The organism is Devosia sp. (assembly GCF_017307565.1).
GTDB lineage: Bacteria > Pseudomonadota > Alphaproteobacteria > Rhizobiales > Devosiaceae > Devosia.
Genome location: NZ_JAFKHD010000407.1, coordinates 1 through 14,062 on the forward strand (window position 1 = coordinate 1; position 14,062 = coordinate 14,062).

Annotated in this window: 22 protein-coding genes; 5 read left to right on the forward strand and 17 right to left on the reverse strand. The window is 59.8% G+C overall.

Annotated features, from left to right (window positions below; all coding sequences use genetic code 11):
• Together J0I64_RS16545 and J0I64_RS16550 are read right to left on the reverse strand one after the other, a co-directional pair.
• A partial coding sequence (locus J0I64_RS16545; RefSeq protein ID WP_291410200.1) for a major capsid protein occupies positions 1 to 394 on the reverse strand: 394 nt, incomplete at its 3' end.
• A 109-nt stretch (positions 395 to 503) separates the two neighbouring features.
• Entirely contained in the window at positions 504 to 1,280 is a 777-nt protein-coding gene (locus J0I64_RS16550) for a hypothetical protein (protein ID WP_291410202.1), read from the reverse strand.
• A gap of 97 nt (positions 1,281 to 1,377) precedes the next feature.
• On the opposite strand from J0I64_RS16550, the gene J0I64_RS16555 reads away from it, so the two are divergent.
• Positions 1,378 to 1,809 carry a hypothetical protein gene (locus tag J0I64_RS16555; RefSeq protein ID WP_291410204.1) on the forward strand — a complete coding sequence of 144 codons (432 nt, stop codon included), beginning with the start codon at positions 1,378 to 1,380 and terminating at the stop codon, positions 1,807 to 1,809.
• A gap of 52 nt (positions 1,810 to 1,861) precedes the next feature.
• Here J0I64_RS16555 and J0I64_RS16560 read toward each other — a convergent pair whose 3' ends face one another.
• The 4 genes from J0I64_RS16560 to J0I64_RS16575 all read right to left on the reverse strand — a co-directional run bounded on the left by J0I64_RS16560 (position 1,862) and on the right by J0I64_RS16575 (position 5,707).
• Entirely contained in the window at positions 1,862 to 2,272 is a 411-nt protein-coding gene (locus tag J0I64_RS16560) for a hypothetical protein (RefSeq protein WP_291410206.1), read from the reverse strand.
• Between the two features lie 132 nt (positions 2,273 to 2,404).
• A complete protein-coding gene (locus J0I64_RS16565; RefSeq protein WP_291410209.1) occupies positions 2,405 to 3,841 on the reverse strand; it encodes a DUF4055 domain-containing protein in 1,437 nt (478 codons plus the stop codon).
• Positions 3,841 to 5,256: a phage terminase large subunit gene (gene terL / locus J0I64_RS16570; protein ID WP_291410211.1), complete on the reverse strand. Its 1,416-nt coding sequence runs from the start codon at positions 5,254 to 5,256 to the stop codon at positions 3,841 to 3,843. The genes J0I64_RS16565 and terL overlap by 1 nt, the downstream gene beginning before the upstream one ends.
• Positions 5,243 to 5,707 carry a DUF2280 domain-containing protein gene (locus tag J0I64_RS16575; RefSeq protein WP_291410213.1) on the reverse strand — a complete coding sequence of 155 codons (465 nt, stop codon included), beginning with the start codon at positions 5,705 to 5,707 and terminating at the stop codon, positions 5,243 to 5,245. Before J0I64_RS16575 ends, terL begins: the two co-directional genes overlap by 14 nt.
• A gap of 33 nt (positions 5,708 to 5,740) precedes the next feature.
• Here J0I64_RS16575 and J0I64_RS16580 point away from each other — a divergent pair, with 33 nt between their 5' ends.
• Positions 5,741 to 6,109 carry a hypothetical protein gene (locus J0I64_RS16580; protein WP_291410214.1) on the forward strand — a complete coding sequence of 123 codons (369 nt, stop codon included), beginning with the start codon at positions 5,741 to 5,743 and terminating at the stop codon, positions 6,107 to 6,109.
• Between the two features lie 2 nt (positions 6,110 to 6,111).
• Here the strand turns inward: J0I64_RS16580 and J0I64_RS16585 are convergent, their stop codons facing one another.
• Complete coding sequence (locus J0I64_RS16585; RefSeq protein WP_291410216.1) at positions 6,112 to 6,738, reverse strand: putative metallopeptidase; 627 nt, start codon at positions 6,736 to 6,738, stop codon at positions 6,112 to 6,114.
• Between the two features lie 131 nt (positions 6,739 to 6,869).
• Between J0I64_RS16585 and J0I64_RS16590 the strand changes: the two genes are divergently transcribed.
• The gene (locus J0I64_RS16590; RefSeq protein ID WP_291410218.1) at positions 6,870 to 7,205 is read left to right on the forward strand and encodes a hypothetical protein; all 336 of its coding nucleotides are present in this window, start codon (positions 6,870 to 6,872) and stop codon (positions 7,203 to 7,205) included.
• Positions 7,206 to 7,285: 80 nt separating this feature from the next.
• On the opposite strand, the gene J0I64_RS16595 is transcribed toward J0I64_RS16590, so the two are convergent.
• Positions 7,286 to 7,801 carry a GNAT family N-acetyltransferase gene (locus tag J0I64_RS16595; protein ID WP_291410220.1) on the reverse strand — a complete coding sequence of 172 codons (516 nt, stop codon included), beginning with the start codon at positions 7,799 to 7,801 and terminating at the stop codon, positions 7,286 to 7,288.
• 338 nt (positions 7,802 to 8,139) lie between these two features.
• On the opposite strand from J0I64_RS16595, the gene J0I64_RS16600 reads away from it, so the two are divergent.
• Positions 8,140 to 8,373 (forward strand): hypothetical protein, encoded by a 234-nt coding sequence (locus tag J0I64_RS16600; protein ID WP_291410222.1) that lies wholly within the window; start codon positions 8,140 to 8,142, stop codon positions 8,371 to 8,373.
• A gap of 103 nt (positions 8,374 to 8,476) precedes the next feature.
• Here the strand turns inward: J0I64_RS16600 and J0I64_RS16605 are convergent, their stop codons facing one another.
• Positions 8,477 to 8,761, reverse strand: a complete 285-nt coding sequence (locus J0I64_RS16605; protein WP_291410224.1) for a hypothetical protein — start codon at positions 8,759 to 8,761, stop codon at positions 8,477 to 8,479.
• 282 nt (positions 8,762 to 9,043) lie between these two features.
• On the opposite strand from J0I64_RS16605, the gene J0I64_RS16610 reads away from it, so the two are divergent.
• Positions 9,044 to 9,835 (forward strand): hypothetical protein, encoded by a 792-nt coding sequence (locus J0I64_RS16610; protein ID WP_291410226.1) that lies wholly within the window; start codon positions 9,044 to 9,046, stop codon positions 9,833 to 9,835.
• 32 nt (positions 9,836 to 9,867) lie between these two features.
• Here J0I64_RS16610 and J0I64_RS16615 read toward each other — a convergent pair whose 3' ends face one another.
• From J0I64_RS16615 to J0I64_RS16650, 8 genes are all read right to left on the reverse strand, one after another.
• Positions 9,868 to 10,446, reverse strand: coding sequence for a hypothetical protein (locus tag J0I64_RS16615; RefSeq protein ID WP_291410228.1), 579 nt, complete (start codon positions 10,444 to 10,446; stop codon positions 9,868 to 9,870).
• Complete coding sequence (locus J0I64_RS16620; RefSeq protein ID WP_291410230.1) at positions 10,439 to 10,648, reverse strand: hypothetical protein; 210 nt, start codon at positions 10,646 to 10,648, stop codon at positions 10,439 to 10,441. Before J0I64_RS16620 ends, J0I64_RS16615 begins: the two co-directional genes overlap by 8 nt.
• Complete coding sequence (locus J0I64_RS16625) at positions 10,645 to 11,523, reverse strand: YdaU family protein (RefSeq protein WP_291410232.1); 879 nt, start codon at positions 11,521 to 11,523, stop codon at positions 10,645 to 10,647. The genes J0I64_RS16620 and J0I64_RS16625 overlap by 4 nt, the downstream gene beginning before the upstream one ends.
• A complete protein-coding gene (locus tag J0I64_RS16630) occupies positions 11,520 to 12,002 on the reverse strand; it encodes a helix-turn-helix domain-containing protein (protein WP_291410233.1) in 483 nt (160 codons plus the stop codon). Before J0I64_RS16630 ends, J0I64_RS16625 begins: the two co-directional genes overlap by 4 nt.
• Positions 11,999 to 12,124: a hypothetical protein gene (locus J0I64_RS16635; RefSeq protein ID WP_291410235.1), complete on the reverse strand. Its 126-nt coding sequence runs from the start codon at positions 12,122 to 12,124 to the stop codon at positions 11,999 to 12,001. The genes J0I64_RS16630 and J0I64_RS16635 overlap by 4 nt, the downstream gene beginning before the upstream one ends.
• Positions 12,121 to 12,342, reverse strand: a complete 222-nt coding sequence (locus tag J0I64_RS16640; protein WP_291410237.1) for a hypothetical protein — start codon at positions 12,340 to 12,342, stop codon at positions 12,121 to 12,123. The genes J0I64_RS16635 and J0I64_RS16640 overlap by 4 nt, the downstream gene beginning before the upstream one ends.
• A complete protein-coding gene (locus J0I64_RS16645) occupies positions 12,335 to 12,808 on the reverse strand; it encodes a hypothetical protein (RefSeq protein ID WP_291410239.1) in 474 nt (157 codons plus the stop codon). The genes J0I64_RS16640 and J0I64_RS16645 overlap by 8 nt, the downstream gene beginning before the upstream one ends.
• On the reverse strand, positions 12,805 to 14,062 hold a 1,258-nt coding region (locus J0I64_RS16650; RefSeq protein ID WP_291410241.1), incomplete at its 5' end, for a DNA cytosine methyltransferase. The genes J0I64_RS16650 and J0I64_RS16645, both read right to left, overlap by 4 nt.

Here is a 14,062-nt window from a genome sequence, read left to right on the forward strand (position 1 = left end):
CTGCAGTGTTGAGCTGGTCCTGCAGCAACGCCTCGGCGAAGTTGCGGGATGCCACCTCGACGCCCTCGGCGGTCGGTTTGTTGAGCCAGGTCATCTGCGACGGCTCGAACCGCACCGGGCCGAAGCCACCCGCCACCTTGACCGACGAATGCTTGAGCTGGGTCAGGTCCGTCGGCGTAGAATTGGCGTTGGTCGCGTAGCGGTCAACACGGCGGCGCGCCGAGTGGATTGCGGCATAGAAAGATTCCTGGAGGAAATCGCCTTCGAAGCCCTCAGTGGTCAGGCGGATCGCGCCGCCCGAAGCGCCGTTGAACTTGTCAACGAGCTGAGCCAGCGTCTCGATCGTCGCCGGCATGATGTACTTGTTGAAGACCTGCATCTGAGACAGGGACATAGCTGAACCTCAATGTTCATGATGGTGGGAGTGGGGTGCCGTCAGACCGGCTGAGAGGCGCATCGCGCCGGGCCGCACCCCATCGAGGGCAGCCAAAGAAAAGAGCCGGCTACTGAGCCAGCTCTGGGAATCTTGAGGCGATTGCCTTGGCACGTTCGGACTTGTCACCGCCGAAGTCGCCTGCGGGGAGCTTGGCGCTGCGCCCGCTGCCGTTGTTGCCTTCCGGGCTCGGCCCGGTCGGTTTGGCCAGAAAGGCTTTGCCCTTGGACTGAGCCCAGTCCTTGACGAATTCCGGGACGGCAATCTCTCCGAGATCGGTTTCCACGATAGCCTTGCGACTGCCATCTTCGCTACGCTGCACCTTCACGGAAGGCTTGAGGTAAGCGAGTGCGCCGTCGAGAAGTTCGGGGTCAACGCCAACGTCGAGCAGAGACGACTTCAGGCCAGCCTCGGCGACGGAACGGTCGATGTACGAGTTCTGCTCGCCGATAATCGCGTCCCTGGCCGACAGCTCGTCGCCGTGCTTTTTGGTCAGGTTGGTGATGCGCTGCTCATAGAGCTGCTTCTGCGACTGAATGTGTTCGTCGTTGAGGCGCTTCTTTTCGTCATCACCGCCCTCACCAGCTGCGGCCTTGAGCGCCAGATATTCCTCGACGTTGAAACCTTCGGGGATTTCCGCCAGCCTGGCCTCGAGGTCGGCGGCCTTGGCCTTGTACTCGTCGCGCTTGGCGACGTTGGCGCGATTGGCAGTGATGACACCGCGCACCTTGGGGTGATCATCGATCCCGTCGATGTCGAGGACGAACTTGTCTCCGTCCTCCTTGTAGAAGTCCTTGTGTTCGGCCGGGATTTCGTCGGCAGCCGAATAGATCGATTTCAGGCCCATCGGGCTCTCCATGGTTGCGCCCGTCTCGCGGGCATGAAAAAGCCGCCCACAACGCGGCTGAGGGGCGGCCAGAACCACTAATTTACGGATTGGCTGGATGATCGCCCCCAAACTTGGGGGATCGAAGTTGAGACTAGCGACCGTTCTTACCGCCGCCTTTGCGTGCCTGGCATCGCCAGCTCTGGCGCAGCAGTTCACGTATGAGAAATGGCCAATTCAGCAATCGGAATGGCTCTACTTCGATCCGCCGGTCTCCGTGGACGGGATCTGGCGGGACGAATTCGATGAAGGCGACATGACGTTTGCGAGCGGCGTCAGGATTACCGATGCGCAGGACACCTACACCTTCGTCTGCAAGGAGTGGGACGAAGCCGGAAATCGCTTGAAAGGCATCATGCGACGTTGGAGCGATGATTTCTCGCAAGAGGCCGACTATGCGGCAGCGTGGTACCTCGTCAACGAGCGGGGTTCATCTTACACCATGTTGCAATGGGCCGAGGCCTGCGCTCGTCACGACATGACCGACTAGTTTCTAACTTCCGACGCACCAGCTAGCAGGAACAAACGCAACACTTGATCCGTCACCCACAAGACACTTCCTCGATCAAGTTCGTGTCCTTGTCGAACCAGACGTTGAGCCGATCAAACCGCAAATCAGAGGTCACGGCGCATTCGGTGCAGGCCGAGCGCAGCCTTTCGGCAAAGCCTTCTCGCGGGAACTGGTCCAGCGTTCGGCCGATGAATGCCTGATACTCTGACGCCTTGCACTGATCGCCGAAATAGTAGGTCGTTTGCTCTCCATCTACCTCGGCGATCCACACGCCATCAACTCGTGGATGGTTGATCACGGTGGAACCTTCAGGCGCCCAATACGTCCATGGCGGCGCCGGGTCGGCCTCCATGGCGACGTCATTCGGCTGCACCGTCTCCATTGCCTCGGCGGCCGTGAAAGCCATTGGTGCCAGAAGAAAAAGGGCAGCAATCAATCGCATCGTCTGATCTCCTCGCAAGCGAGGATGCGAAACGAAAGTGGCAGATACGCGACTATCCGATCAGCTTTGTGGCCTTCCCCCGCGCCAAGCCGTGGGCACACACCCACTGCTTGGGTCCGACCCTATGCCGCCCTATGCCGCCCTCTGTCCCACCTTTGGCAGAATGTCGGGCGAGGCGTCCTCTCCGAACTGATCCTTATCCATTAGCGCCAGCTCGTCCTCTGCGGTGCGATCCAGTGGCACCACGCCACCTGCCTTAAGCCGGTCGAATGCAGAACGCCACGAGATGGCCGTAGACTGCCAGGCCGCGACGATGGCAGTGATCTCCTGCCCCGAGAGCGAGTGGTCGAAGAAGTCCAAGTTTGGCGTGACCTTCACTTCGTCAGGGTTAGCGCCCATCCAAACAGCGACGTTCTTAAGTGCCCTTTCAAGCCCCGAGGCCGAAGTCATAGCAATGCCCTTGAGCGTTGAGTGCTGGCTATCGAGCCGAACGCGCTTGGCCTCGCCACTTTCGTTTGCGCCACCCTTCTCTGCGAGCATCTGCGCGCCGAACATAACCGCCCGGTCATAGGCCGCTTTGATCTCGCCGTGCTGAGCCTCGGCGCCGGCACCCGTGAACTCAAGGAACTTGCCGTCACCGTCCTTGGGTAGAACCCATATGTTTGCACCACCGATACCCTGGGGGACGTGGCCTTTATCGATCGCGTCTTGCGGGTTCTCATAGCCGGAGACAACAGGGGTCGGCTCGGCGGTGTAATGCAGCGTCTGACGCAGATCAGCGTCGAGCTGGTAGATGCGGACAGAGAGCTTGGCGAGGCCGTACAGCGGCACATCGTCGGGGTCAGGGCGAAGGTCATTGGTGTTAATGAAAACGAACGGTAGGAAGCCCAAGGGCCGGCGCTTGCGGTCCTGCGCGGTGACCTCCTCACCGGGTTCAAATTTTCCATCCGCACCGGACCAGACACGAGCCATGTAGCGCCCGGCGTCCAGGTAGCATTCGCGGTATTGCTCTTTTTTCGCCCACTCGTTGGTTGCCCGGTCACGGACCATGCCGCTTTCATCGAGTACCACGAAATCTGCGGCCTGATTGTCGTCTACGTCCCAGTTGATGATGGACTCTGACACGTACCCTGCAAGGTATGGATTGCCCGCCGCATCGATCCCCGGAAGGATGCCGTAGCGGCCTGTAGTCATAAGCTCTGTGGCGATGCGCCGATGCAGAGCTTCCAGTGTTAGACCGTCTCGTGTTGCCTTCGCCCGCAGCGGCTCAAGCGCGCTCGGCAGCTCGATTTCCGCCGCCTGGTCGAGAATGGTGCCTACCGCACCGCGCACAGTGAGCGCCACAAGGTCAGGGAACTCGGCACGCGCCTTGTAGGCATCATATGCGGCCAACGCCAAGGCCCGGTGCGAAGTGCTCTCCATGAGCTTCGCAAGGCCGGTCTTTATCGGCAGATACTTGGCGCCCGCCTTCTTGATGTCGTCTTCACCACTGAACGCGGCGCGCATCAGCTCCCAGGAGGGCGCGAACTGATCATAGGCTGGGTGTCTGACTTTAATGTCGAAGGTCATCAGAGGAACCCCGTGAATACAGCTGACGAAGCCGGGCCAGTCTTGTTTTCGATAAGCGCGTTGAAAGCGCGGCTGGTGCTGTCCGCGTCGTCGTCATGTGTCGCCTCTGGGAAGCCCTCAAGCGCCGTAAACCAGTCCTCGTTCCAAGCCCCTCGAAGGACCAAAACGTTGCCCGCCTCGGCTTGAGCTGAGAACGGGCTGAACCGTGTAACCTTGTCGCCGCTTTCGGGCGTGGCCCGTGCCGTGAAGCCGGACAGCAGCTTGATCAGGTTCGCGACCTGCGACTTACCCGCCTGCCCCGGATCCTGCGGCAACGAAATTTCCGTCTCACGCCCATCCTGGTCGGCAGTGTTCTTGATCAGCGTCTCGACGCCGTTGGGCGACAGATACGCCTTGGTGTGATGGCCAACGACATACCGGCCGTCCGGTAACTTGCCGATCTTTGTGCCGGCAGTGCCGTCTGGATCGTTGCCTTCAACCTTCGGCGTTGCTGCCAAGTCCCAGCCACGCATCCATCGGACGCCAGCGGGTACCGCATCTATGACCTGGCACCAGCCACGCTGAAACAGCAGGCCAGCAGCGGGCCGGATTTTCCAGTTGCCGCCGAGAAGGCGTTCCCGCTCCACCGTCGGCAGCGCCATGAGGTTGGCGAGATAGCCCGGATCGGCCGCCATGAGCGCGCGGTTGTCGCTCAACTTGGCCGGAATGAACGTCACCGACTTTGGCGGGATCGGCGTTTCGATGCCGTCCTCGTTTGGCGCCGTGTACTGGGAAAGCTCCTCAGGCTTGTCCGCCCAGATGATCTTGTCGCCTATGCGAACGAACCAGCGCAGCACACCGGCCCGCTCGGGGATAGGCAGGCCCGAAGCCTGGTTGATCCACCACGAAATGAACTCGGCAACCCAGCTGTCAGCGTCGGGATTGCACGTCGCCCTTACATAGGGCCGAACACCTGACATCGATCGGTTGCGGCTGAGCAGGTACCAAAACTGCTTGGCCGTGAAGTGTGTCAGCTCATCGAAGCAGATGAGCGGGATTTGCGAGCCCTGCCAGTTCTGGGCCGACTTCTCGTGTTCCAGATGCGCAAACGCTACCGATGCGCCGGACGGGAAGGTCCATGACAGATCGGGAGCACTGCGCGCCTTGGCCGACAGGTTCGGATAGAGCTTTTCGCTCTCGTCCCACAACCCGCCTTCGTTTCGGACTTGGACCAGCGTGCGCCGGAAGAACACGGCGCCGAACTGCGGGTTCGCAACATGGCGAAGCGGCTCCATCAGGAGCGCCCAAGTCTTGCCGCCGCCTGCCGAGCCTCCGTAGATCGCGATATCCGCCGGTGAGGCAAGGAACGTCGTCTGTGGCCCCGGCTGGGGTCGAATGATTGTTTGGGCGCCCTGCCCTGCCTCAACCTCTGCCATTGTCGGGCAACTGGAAGATCGTCACCGGTGACACTGGCACCGGCAAATCCTTTCCATCCTTCCCGGTGAGCTCGCGGCGGTTCGTGTAGCTGTCACCAACCTCCTTGGCAGCCTGCTCCATGAGCGATGCGGCGAGAGGCATGTTGCCTTGGCTCTCTGCCTTCTCTGCCATGCGCTGCAAGGCACGGAGGCGTACGGCGCGATGGCTGATTGCGATCTTGCTTGTGTCCTCTAAGAATGTCTTGCGGGTCTCTTCGAACACCTGTCGCCACTTATCCGCGAGGTTCGACCCCGCCCGCTTGTTCGGGTCGTATCCCTCAACAGCCTGCCGAGTAATTGTCTCGCCGTATTCCTGTTTGACCGCCGCGACCACCACGGATGGGCTATCGAAGCAAGCTAAACTCTGGACAACAAACGTTTTTACCTCTTCCGAGAGCTTGCCTTTTGCCATTGGTATGTCAGGCTCCGGTCAGGGGAGAGGCTTATGCTGAGAGAAGCGACCATCGAGCACTACTTGAATACGGTATGGTGCATCGCCGCTTCGAGGTACGTCAAAGAGTTCATGATCGGGTATACCCGGAGACCGCTACGGCAACGCCTGGCGGAATACGGCAAGCAGCACGAGTACCAGTACATGGTCATCCTCGCGAACGGCCTAACATTGGCCGATGCCCATCTGCTTGAGAAAACGCTTCAAGACGCCATCAAGGCCGACAAATCGCGAATGCTGTATAGAAAGTACAGCCAGTACCACCGGGCACTGCCATATACCAAAAGCCAAGGTCCGTCGTCAGCGGAGCCACTCGCACCAGTGCATACCGTCTACATGGCATGGTGGGACCAACACAGTTAGGCTTACGCGGCCCGTAAACGACATGTTCCGCATGCCAGGGCGATCTTGACGTCTGCAATCTCCGGCCGAGCATTGGCTGCATCGACCATCTCTTGAACACCTGCAGCACCCGCGCCGTACCGACGAACCACGCCGACGAACTCTTCCACGTCATGTCCGCGAATGGCGAATGCCGGCGCGCCGTTCTTCCGGAACTTCGGGGCGCCGAATGGATCGCGCTCCTGCCCCGCGTGATAAAGCTCGTGCTCAACCAGGGCCATGAACTCCGCATCGCTGCAATCACGGGCGTACTCGGCGTCGAATGTCAGCACGAAGTCCGGCAGACCACCGAACCAATCGAGCAGTTGACGCTCTACCCTTGCCCTGCCCCATTTGTTCATGGGTGGCAGGCCCATTTCGCACTGCCCGATGATGCGGCGACCGGCGCGACCGTTTGGAACGTTGGTCCACAGCGCGCCAAGTGATGCCCAAGCCAGGTGCTTATGGTCCTCGTTCTGAAGCGGCGCGCCGTTCGCGATGAATGTGGCTTGCAGCCATTCGATTAGATCGGGTGCCGGGGCGAAAAGCGGCTCGGCGGGGTTCTCGAAGATGCTTTCTGGCGGCCTTGGGCGGTCCATGAGCAAATCCATTTCTTGCCACCAGCGGGCCTGGCACTTGACGATAGTTTTGTTCTAATTCTTAGCATGGGGTTGCATATGCCTGGTCGCTAGCCAGCGCCTGCCGTACCCTTGGATGGGGAATAGATTTTGGGAGTACCACTTTGGCTGATCAGGAAATACCTGAGCAGAAGGTCGAATTGCTGTTCAGAAACGGCACCCTGACAGTCGTCGGGATAATGCTGGCGTTTTCGCTGAATTTCATAACCCAGTGGGCTAATAATCCCCTGCCATGGACACTGATAGACCTGCCGACGCTGGTTCTGATCTCCGTTGGCATTCTAGTTCAGGCAAACGCCCTCACTCGGCTTCTGCGCCACGATTCCGTGATCAAGCGCCAATTTGACAGAGCCACTTCAATATTCGTGGTGGGCGTGTTCACCACAGCCGCTGGCGCCATCTCGGCCATTGTTATCGATTTTCTGCAACTAGTTTACTGAGCCAAGCAGTCATTCCACCCAGGCTGTTATGCCAAGGGCTGGGGAATGGGGTGAACCCGCCCGCTTAGCAGCCGAAACTGTTACTTCGCATAGCGGTAGACGAGGTCAGTGGGGTCAGGAGGAACGGCCGTGTGGTCCTCTTTCCCACCTAGTCGCCTAGCAACCGCCAACGATTTTTCATTGTCGGGCGCAAAGTAGCTGACAAGCGTCGGGAGGCCATACTCGTTCAACGCCCAGTCGCGCAGCGCTGCAGCAGCTTCGGTAGCATAGCCGTGCCCCTCAAAGCCGTCGAACAGATACCAGCCAAGCTCGGGCTCGGTGAACAGTGGACCGCCATTGACACTCACCATGCCGATGTCGGCACCGGTTGCTCGCGAAACGATCACTAGTGCCCCGTAGCCGAACATCGTCCATGAGCCAACGCAATGGCAAAACATACCCCAAGTTTCGCGGTGTGTTAGGGGGCCGCCCATGGGGACGGAACGAGGAGATTGCATGATGGTGGCATAACCACTGTAGTCCTCAAATGTCGGCCTACGTAGGATCAGGCGAGGCGTTTCAAGAACAAAATCGTCCTCGGATTGGGTTGTTCTCATGGTCTAACGGAGCACCGGCGTCAGTAAAGCAGGGGGTACGGATCGGGCTAGCGAGAGCAAGGGCGAACTCGGTCCCCCGCTAACACAATCCACACTATAGGCGTCACGGCCAGGATAAGAAACGCTGTTGGCCTCGCGCCATGATTAGCTCAAAACGGAGTCGATTGAACTGGTGCAGTTTCTGCACGAGTTGAAATGGTATCAAGCGGGCGATCATTGGGCTGGGGAATGGGTCAGGCGCGGGGCAAAGGCAGATCGGCGGGATTCTCGGATGTCCCCGCTGGCGGCATTGGCCTGTTCATGCCACGCTCTCATGTCTTGGGTTGGGGAGGACGAGCATGGCTGAAGACCAAAGTGCGCTGAAGCCACACACGCTCGAAGAAGCTGACGAGTGGGAACTGAGGTCCGATGAGCTGGAGGAACACCTACGTTGGGTTGAGCAGCACGGCGCCGAAATGGAGTGGAACGGCGAGGATCCTGTTGTTGCGAGCCAGAGGTACATTCAGAGCGGACGAGACGCGATCGCCGCGACTAGAGCGCGCATCGATGATTTGAGGCGAACCAAGCGCTGACGGGACAGCCATTTCTCCGGCCCGCTCATCGAACCTGTCACTGCCTGCACAAGTTGGCTGAACAGGCCGAGCGCCGAAGCGCCCGACCGAAATCAATCAACGGCTATGCAGCCATTCGGCCAGGGTCAAAGTGGCCGGACGAGAAATCGGCATGGGTGCGCAAGCGGTCGATGAAGGCACGGAAGCGACTGCGCAGAGCGGGCAGCACAGTGACGGGGGCAACCAGGCGGTCCAGTTCGAGAGTTTCGCGGGCAGTCGGCTGATAGAGCGCGACGGCGGAACGGGCGAGGCTCGAGATAGCAATGGACAGTGCTTCGCCCACATAGGCGAAAGCGGTAGCGATGGCGGCAAAGGCAATACTGAACAGGCGCAGCGAATAGCGAGCCATGGGGTAGTCCTTTCGATGGAGGGATATCTGCGGACATGAAAAAAGCCGCCTCGTCACCGGGGCGGCTGTCGCTTGATACGATAGTATCAACGTCGCATTACGTGCATTTAGTGTGATTTGCGAACTGCTGTCAACGCCAGCGGCCCAACGAGGAGCGGGAATATTAGTTAACAAAACCCTAGCAAGCAATAGTACTACTATTGCCCATCGGTTAAAAGCGATCAAGTCGGCCGTTCTCTGTCATGGTAGTGTCAAACTGTACATTGCTGAAGGAGGACGACGATGGCCCGACGACCAATTAGCCGCCCTGCTCTGGGGCTTTTTACGACTTCTGGAGTTTGCCTCGGTACCGCCGGGGGCATCTCCCACTTCACTGTAGCCGGCGGACATCCCCTCGTTCTGGGAATAGCAGCTGTTGGCTTAGCTTGCGTCCCTTTGGGGGTCGCGTTTCGCTACGGCTCCACGCTTCACGAACGGTTCAAACGGCACCGCGACCGCCACATTGAAATCTCGACCTGCCGACATGAAGACGTTCAAGCCGTTTATGAACTGGCGGTCGGTCATTTTGGCGAGGACGTCACGCCTCCAGACCAGATCCATAGAATACTGGCAAGGCACCGTACCGGCCTTAAGACTGCGCATTGGGTGGGTGGAGGACAGCCCCGTGAGTTGTGCGGGTACTTCTTCGTGATACCGATCAATCGCAGCCTTGCCACCAAAATTCATATGGATCGCTTCAAGGTCGTCGACATTGATGTAGACGACATTCCGCGGCAGCCTCGCTACGCATATGCCACTTACATCGGGGGCATCGTGGGTATCGGAAAACCAGCCCGGCATGAAATCCTGGGGGCCCTCAAGGCCGCGTTGGATAACTCGCCAAGGACGAAAAGCGGCCTCGTTTACGCAAAGGCTGCTACGGAAGCTGGCCTTCGTGCGCTGGACGGTTACAAGTTCCGCCCAGTCCACACCAAGGCAACTGGCATCGACTGCTACTATTACCGCGACATCCACCCGGCCAACGGCGCTCCGAAGCAATCTGAGAGCTTGGGTTTGGCGCCAGCGTTCGCGTGATACTCAGTGGGCGACATGATGTCGCCCACTATTCACGCCGCTGCAGCGGTTATCGCTCTCTCCCGCGAGATCATTCCCAAATGGTGCCCGACCGCATTAAGCGCCAGTCGAAGGTCGCCGATCATATGCGGCATCTGCTCGTCCCGCTCGAGTAGGTAGTTAACCGCGGCGTACATGTTGGCGCCGCGGTTCTCATGGAAGCCCTGCTCGGTCTGAATTGCCGTTTGAATAGCCTCCCATTTACGAACCGCGCGCTGGCACCATTCGTCATAGCCTGGGCCTTCAACGCCGCTGGCGCCGCCATTTCCGGTCGCGAGTGCATCCGGTGACTTCACAGCACGTTTGAAGTTCTGCCGCGCCTCCAGATAGGCCACTGCCGCATCGTACTGGGCAGGGGAGATACCATCAGTATTGTTCCGCAGGCCGGCGAGGCAGAGGCGGCCAACATAGGTCGACGCCTTTTGGTCGCGAGCCTCCTTCTCGGTGAGGCCGAACACCCGCATGCGCAGGGCAATGGCATCGGCATTTTCCTGGTAAGCGCTTTTGGCGCGGCTGATTGCACCAGACTTGGTGCGGCGAACGTTGCTCCTACGCGGACGGCCCTTAGCCATGATGGCTCTCCTGTTGGTTTTCTGACTGGGCACCTGCCCGTACCAGTTCGTTTGGTGGCTGCTGATTGAGGACTACCTTCAGTTCAGTGAGGCGCCGACACCCATCCTTGTAGCCAGTGGCGTTGAGCCAGAGGCGCATGGCGGAGCGGAGGTTCGTTCTCCATTGGATGTGCCAGGCGAGCAGTTCGGTTTCGGTGGTCATGCGGCACCTGCCTGCGCGAGAGAGGCGCGAGCCTGCTCCACGACACTCTTGCGGAATGACCACGCGCTATCGCTGGTTGGGGCTTTCTTGCCCATGACGGCTTCGCATGCGAGCCACAGCGCCTCGTCTCGCTCTCGGTCGAGCTTCACCATAGGTTCGACTGGCTGAGCGCTCGGGATCTCGGAAACAGACTTCCAGCCGCCTTCGGATAGCCAGGTGTGGAGCGAAGGCGCAAAGCCAAGGGCCTCGCCATCTGACCGGCTCTTGCGGCGTTGATCTGCCCAGAACCAAGCGGCAAAGGCAGTTCCAGCCTCAACGATGGCGCGCTTGGTCGCCTCGGGCTGACGAAGAAACCACTTCTCGGCACGATCGAGCTTTGAGCCGGGATTGATCGGCATCACCTCGACCAATTTTCCGAAAAGATCGACCTGCCCGCCCCCTTGGGGGTTAGGGGGGGGATCTTCTGAACGAAGTGAAGAAGATGGTTCTGTGGTTCTAGGTGGCACGCCCGTATCAGTGCTTTTGCTATGCACATGCACTGCACTTGCATCCCCCTTGCTCTTGGAGTGCCGGCCATTTGCAGCGGATCGGCGCTTTTCAATGATTTCATCGGCCTTGGCCAACTCGGTATCGATGCGCTTGTGCGTCCAACCTTCCTGGAAAAGAGCGGCCAACACATCGCGGCTCTCGGCCCATTCGTCCTTCGAAAGTCGGGACATGCGCTGGATCAGCCTCTCGTCTGACGGCAGGCCCCCTTCACGCCAGTAGGACATGATCAGGAGCATGTACGCGCCGTGTTCGGCAGCGGTCAGGTGCCCGGTGTCGGCAAGGTAATTCTCGATATGCAGGGGCATCCATGCGCGATTGCTGCTCATTGCGCGTACCCCATGCGCTCAGCATGCTTGCGGATGCCGTACATCACTGTTGAATGATCCCGGCCACCAAGCTTTCGGCCGATGGCGGGCAGTGACATCGTGGTCTCATGGCGCATGCGGTACATTGCTTCATGACGCGCCTCGGCCGTTCCCTTGGTGCGACGGATCGATGCCATATCGAGCCAGTCGATGCCGTGCTTTCGGCAGACTTCGGCGATGATCTCTTTCCACTTCTCGGCGTCCGGAAGCGGCAACAGGTCTTCGCTCTGATGCATGACGCCGCCGACGCGAGCAGCAATGACCGTGGGCGTCTGAATGACACGCTCAACCGCGATGGGCACGATGACCGGCTCGGCGGGCTCCGGCGGACTTTCTGGCAGTGGCAGGAGGGCCAGAGCGGGCGGCGGAGCTATACGGCTTCCGACCAGACGCTTTCGCACATCGGCATAGTGATGACGGAGCTGGGCGGCATAGCTCATTTCCCCCTCCCCTTTGCCTTGGCAATCGAACGGAGGATGGATTTGGAAGACGGCTTGGGCTTGTGGCCCTGCCAGACCTTCTTGTTGTTCTGATCGTGCTGAGATTGGAGGAAGGTGGTCATGCTGCGCGCCTCCACTTGATGATGGAGCGCCCGAGATCGGCGTATGCCTCGACGTTCGCGTTTAGCTGCACGCTGGCCGCAACGGCGTCTTTCACGACATGCCCGCTACTCCGCATCTGCCATTTGGCGCGGCCGTCACGGATTGGAACGCGCACCAGCGCGTCACCGAGATATTCCAGGGCGTAGAGAACGTCTTTGGCCGTGAGGTCTTTAGCCATTGGCCTGACCCTTCTGCTTCTTCGGCGCTTTGCCCTTCTTGGCCTCAAAGCCGGCACTGCGCAGGGCATTCTTGGCGTCTGGAAACGCGTGGCGCTGCAGTCCGCATGTCGCCACGCCATCACGCTTGGTCACCACTAGGCCAAGCACGCTCGCAACCTCGGCCACGAACTCACCGGTCAGCTCCAGATAGTCGCCAGAAGGCATGAACTGGATATGCTTCCGCATGTTGGCAGGGGTGAAGTCGGGGAAGCGAATACCAAACCGAGTGCAGTGCCCCTTGAGAGTCGCAACTGGCCGGTTGAGCATCTTTCGGCCTGCACACTCTTCCAGCGTCAGGCCTTTTTCCGACAGACGGCGCAGCAAACCCTCAGTGAGGATTTGAAAGCCAGTCGCATGGCGCTTGCTGAGAGGACTATCTGCAAGGTCTTGCAGTGCGCCTTTGAACATATCCATGGTTTCGCTCATGCTGCTGCCCTCTCTTCCGTGTTCGTGAAGAGCAACCAGCCTTGGTCATTGTCGACAACCAGGCGCGGCTTGGGCCGATAGTTCCGACGGAACAGCGCATAGGCCATGTCGGGGCAGACCGAGTTGCCGATTTTGTGCCGCTGGTCGGTTTCGGTGAGGAAGCCGACCTTGAATGGTGCCGCAAGGATGTAGGTATCGCGGAAGCCTTGCGCCCGGGCCAGCTCGCGGGGCGTCAGCATACGCATGCCGATGTCGACGATGATGTACTGAACGCCGCGCACCGTCATCGTGACGAATTCGCGATCATCCCAGCAGTCATACTTGCGCATGAACGCGGCGACACGGCGCGCGCCTTCAAGCTGACCCTCAGTCAAAGGCTGGAATTCGACCTCTGCCTCAACGTGGCCGAAGCGCGGCTTGACGGTGACAGTGCGTGCCGGAGCATCCGGCGCAGCGCCGACCTCATCGCTACCGAAATAGGCGGTCATGAACGGCATGACGACGCCGGTATGCTGCCCCTGCGCAGTAGACGCGGTTGCTGGCGCCTCGACCGATGAGGTACGCCGATCGCTCCCCTTCATCGAAATCATATGTGCGGAGACCACCTGAGTTTTCCCGCCACCGCCTGCGGTGATGGTTCCATTTGGCGCAGTAGCCTCATGGCCGACCGAAGCGCCGAACTGGCGGGCAAGAAATGCTGAGACGACTTGCTGCTGCGACCCTTCAACGGTCAGCGTCGATGCAGGGGCGTCGGCGGCACGGCCAATGGGACCGCGAGGACCGCCATTGTGCTGAGCCAAGAAGACGGCAGCTACCTGATTGGTGTCTTTCACCGATGCTGCGATTGTGTGCACAGGCTCTTCAGCGGAACGGCTGCGGCCGCCCTGCTGGCCGTGCGACAGAAACGGTGCAATCGTCGCTTCAACTTCGGCAAGCCCAGCGCCGCCGGCGGTGATCGTATGGGTGGCTTCGTCCGCAGCCGAGAACGGCTTGGCAGAGTTGCGCATGGTCATCAGGTGAGGAACGACCAGGCCATGAGCATCACGCGCTCTCGTGACCGTTGCGAAGCCCTCGTTTACTCCCTGACCACGGAAGCCATCGCCGCCATGATTGAGCAGCGCCAGGAACGCATCATCGCCCTTGTCGAGGCCATATCGTTTCGTGCCCAGAGCGATGCGCTTCTCGCTGTTGAATGCGAGCGGCCGGATGATCTTGATACCAGTGGCCTTGGTGTAAGCCTTGGCCTCTTCCTCG

Coding starts and splice junctions, on each gene's coding strand:
- J0I64_RS16605 (WP_291410224.1), bottom strand. CDS start 8,761: ATGGCTCGCTATTCGCTGCGCCTGTTCAGTATTGCCTTTGCCGCCATC.
- J0I64_RS16550 (WP_291410202.1), bottom strand. CDS start 1,280: ATGGGCCTGAAATCGATCTATTCGGCTGCCGACGAAATCCCGGCCGAA.
- J0I64_RS16625 (WP_291410232.1), bottom strand. CDS start 11,523: ATGAGCAGCAATCGCGCATGGATGCCCCTGCATATCGAGAATTACCTT.
- J0I64_RS16640 (WP_291410237.1), bottom strand. CDS start 12,342: ATGGCTAAAGACCTCACGGCCAAAGACGTTCTCTACGCCCTGGAATAT.
- J0I64_RS16560 (WP_291410206.1), bottom strand. CDS start 2,272: ATGCGATTGATTGCTGCCCTTTTTCTTCTGGCACCAATGGCTTTCACG.
- J0I64_RS16580 (WP_291410214.1), top strand. CDS start 5,741: ATGCTGAGAGAAGCGACCATCGAGCACTACTTGAATACGGTATGGTGC.
- J0I64_RS16610 (WP_291410226.1), top strand. CDS start 9,044: ATGGCCCGACGACCAATTAGCCGCCCTGCTCTGGGGCTTTTTACGACT.
- J0I64_RS16555 (WP_291410204.1), top strand. CDS start 1,378: ATGATCGCCCCCAAACTTGGGGGATCGAAGTTGAGACTAGCGACCGTT.
- J0I64_RS16575 (WP_291410213.1), bottom strand. CDS start 5,707: ATGGCAAAAGGCAAGCTCTCGGAAGAGGTAAAAACGTTTGTTGTCCAG.
- J0I64_RS16635 (WP_291410235.1), bottom strand. CDS start 12,124: ATGACCACCTTCCTCCAATCTCAGCACGATCAGAACAACAAGAAGGTC.
- J0I64_RS16615 (WP_291410228.1), bottom strand. CDS start 10,446: ATGGCTAAGGGCCGTCCGCGTAGGAGCAACGTTCGCCGCACCAAGTCT.
- J0I64_RS16585 (WP_291410216.1), bottom strand. CDS start 6,738: ATGGATTTGCTCATGGACCGCCCAAGGCCGCCAGAAAGCATCTTCGAG.
- J0I64_RS16620 (WP_291410230.1), bottom strand. CDS start 10,648: ATGACCACCGAAACCGAACTGCTCGCCTGGCACATCCAATGGAGAACG.
- J0I64_RS16645 (WP_291410239.1), bottom strand. CDS start 12,808: ATGAGCGAAACCATGGATATGTTCAAAGGCGCACTGCAAGACCTTGCA.
- J0I64_RS16595 (WP_291410220.1), bottom strand. CDS start 7,801: ATGAGAACAACCCAATCCGAGGACGATTTTGTTCTTGAAACGCCTCGC.
- J0I64_RS16600 (WP_291410222.1), top strand. CDS start 8,140: ATGGCTGAAGACCAAAGTGCGCTGAAGCCACACACGCTCGAAGAAGCT.
- J0I64_RS16565 (WP_291410209.1), bottom strand. CDS start 3,841: ATGACCTTCGACATTAAAGTCAGACACCCAGCCTATGATCAGTTCGCG.
- terL (WP_291410211.1), bottom strand. CDS start 5,256: ATGGCAGAGGTTGAGGCAGGGCAGGGCGCCCAAACAATCATTCGACCC.
- J0I64_RS16630 (WP_291410233.1), bottom strand. CDS start 12,002: ATGAGCTATGCCGCCCAGCTCCGTCATCACTATGCCGATGTGCGAAAG.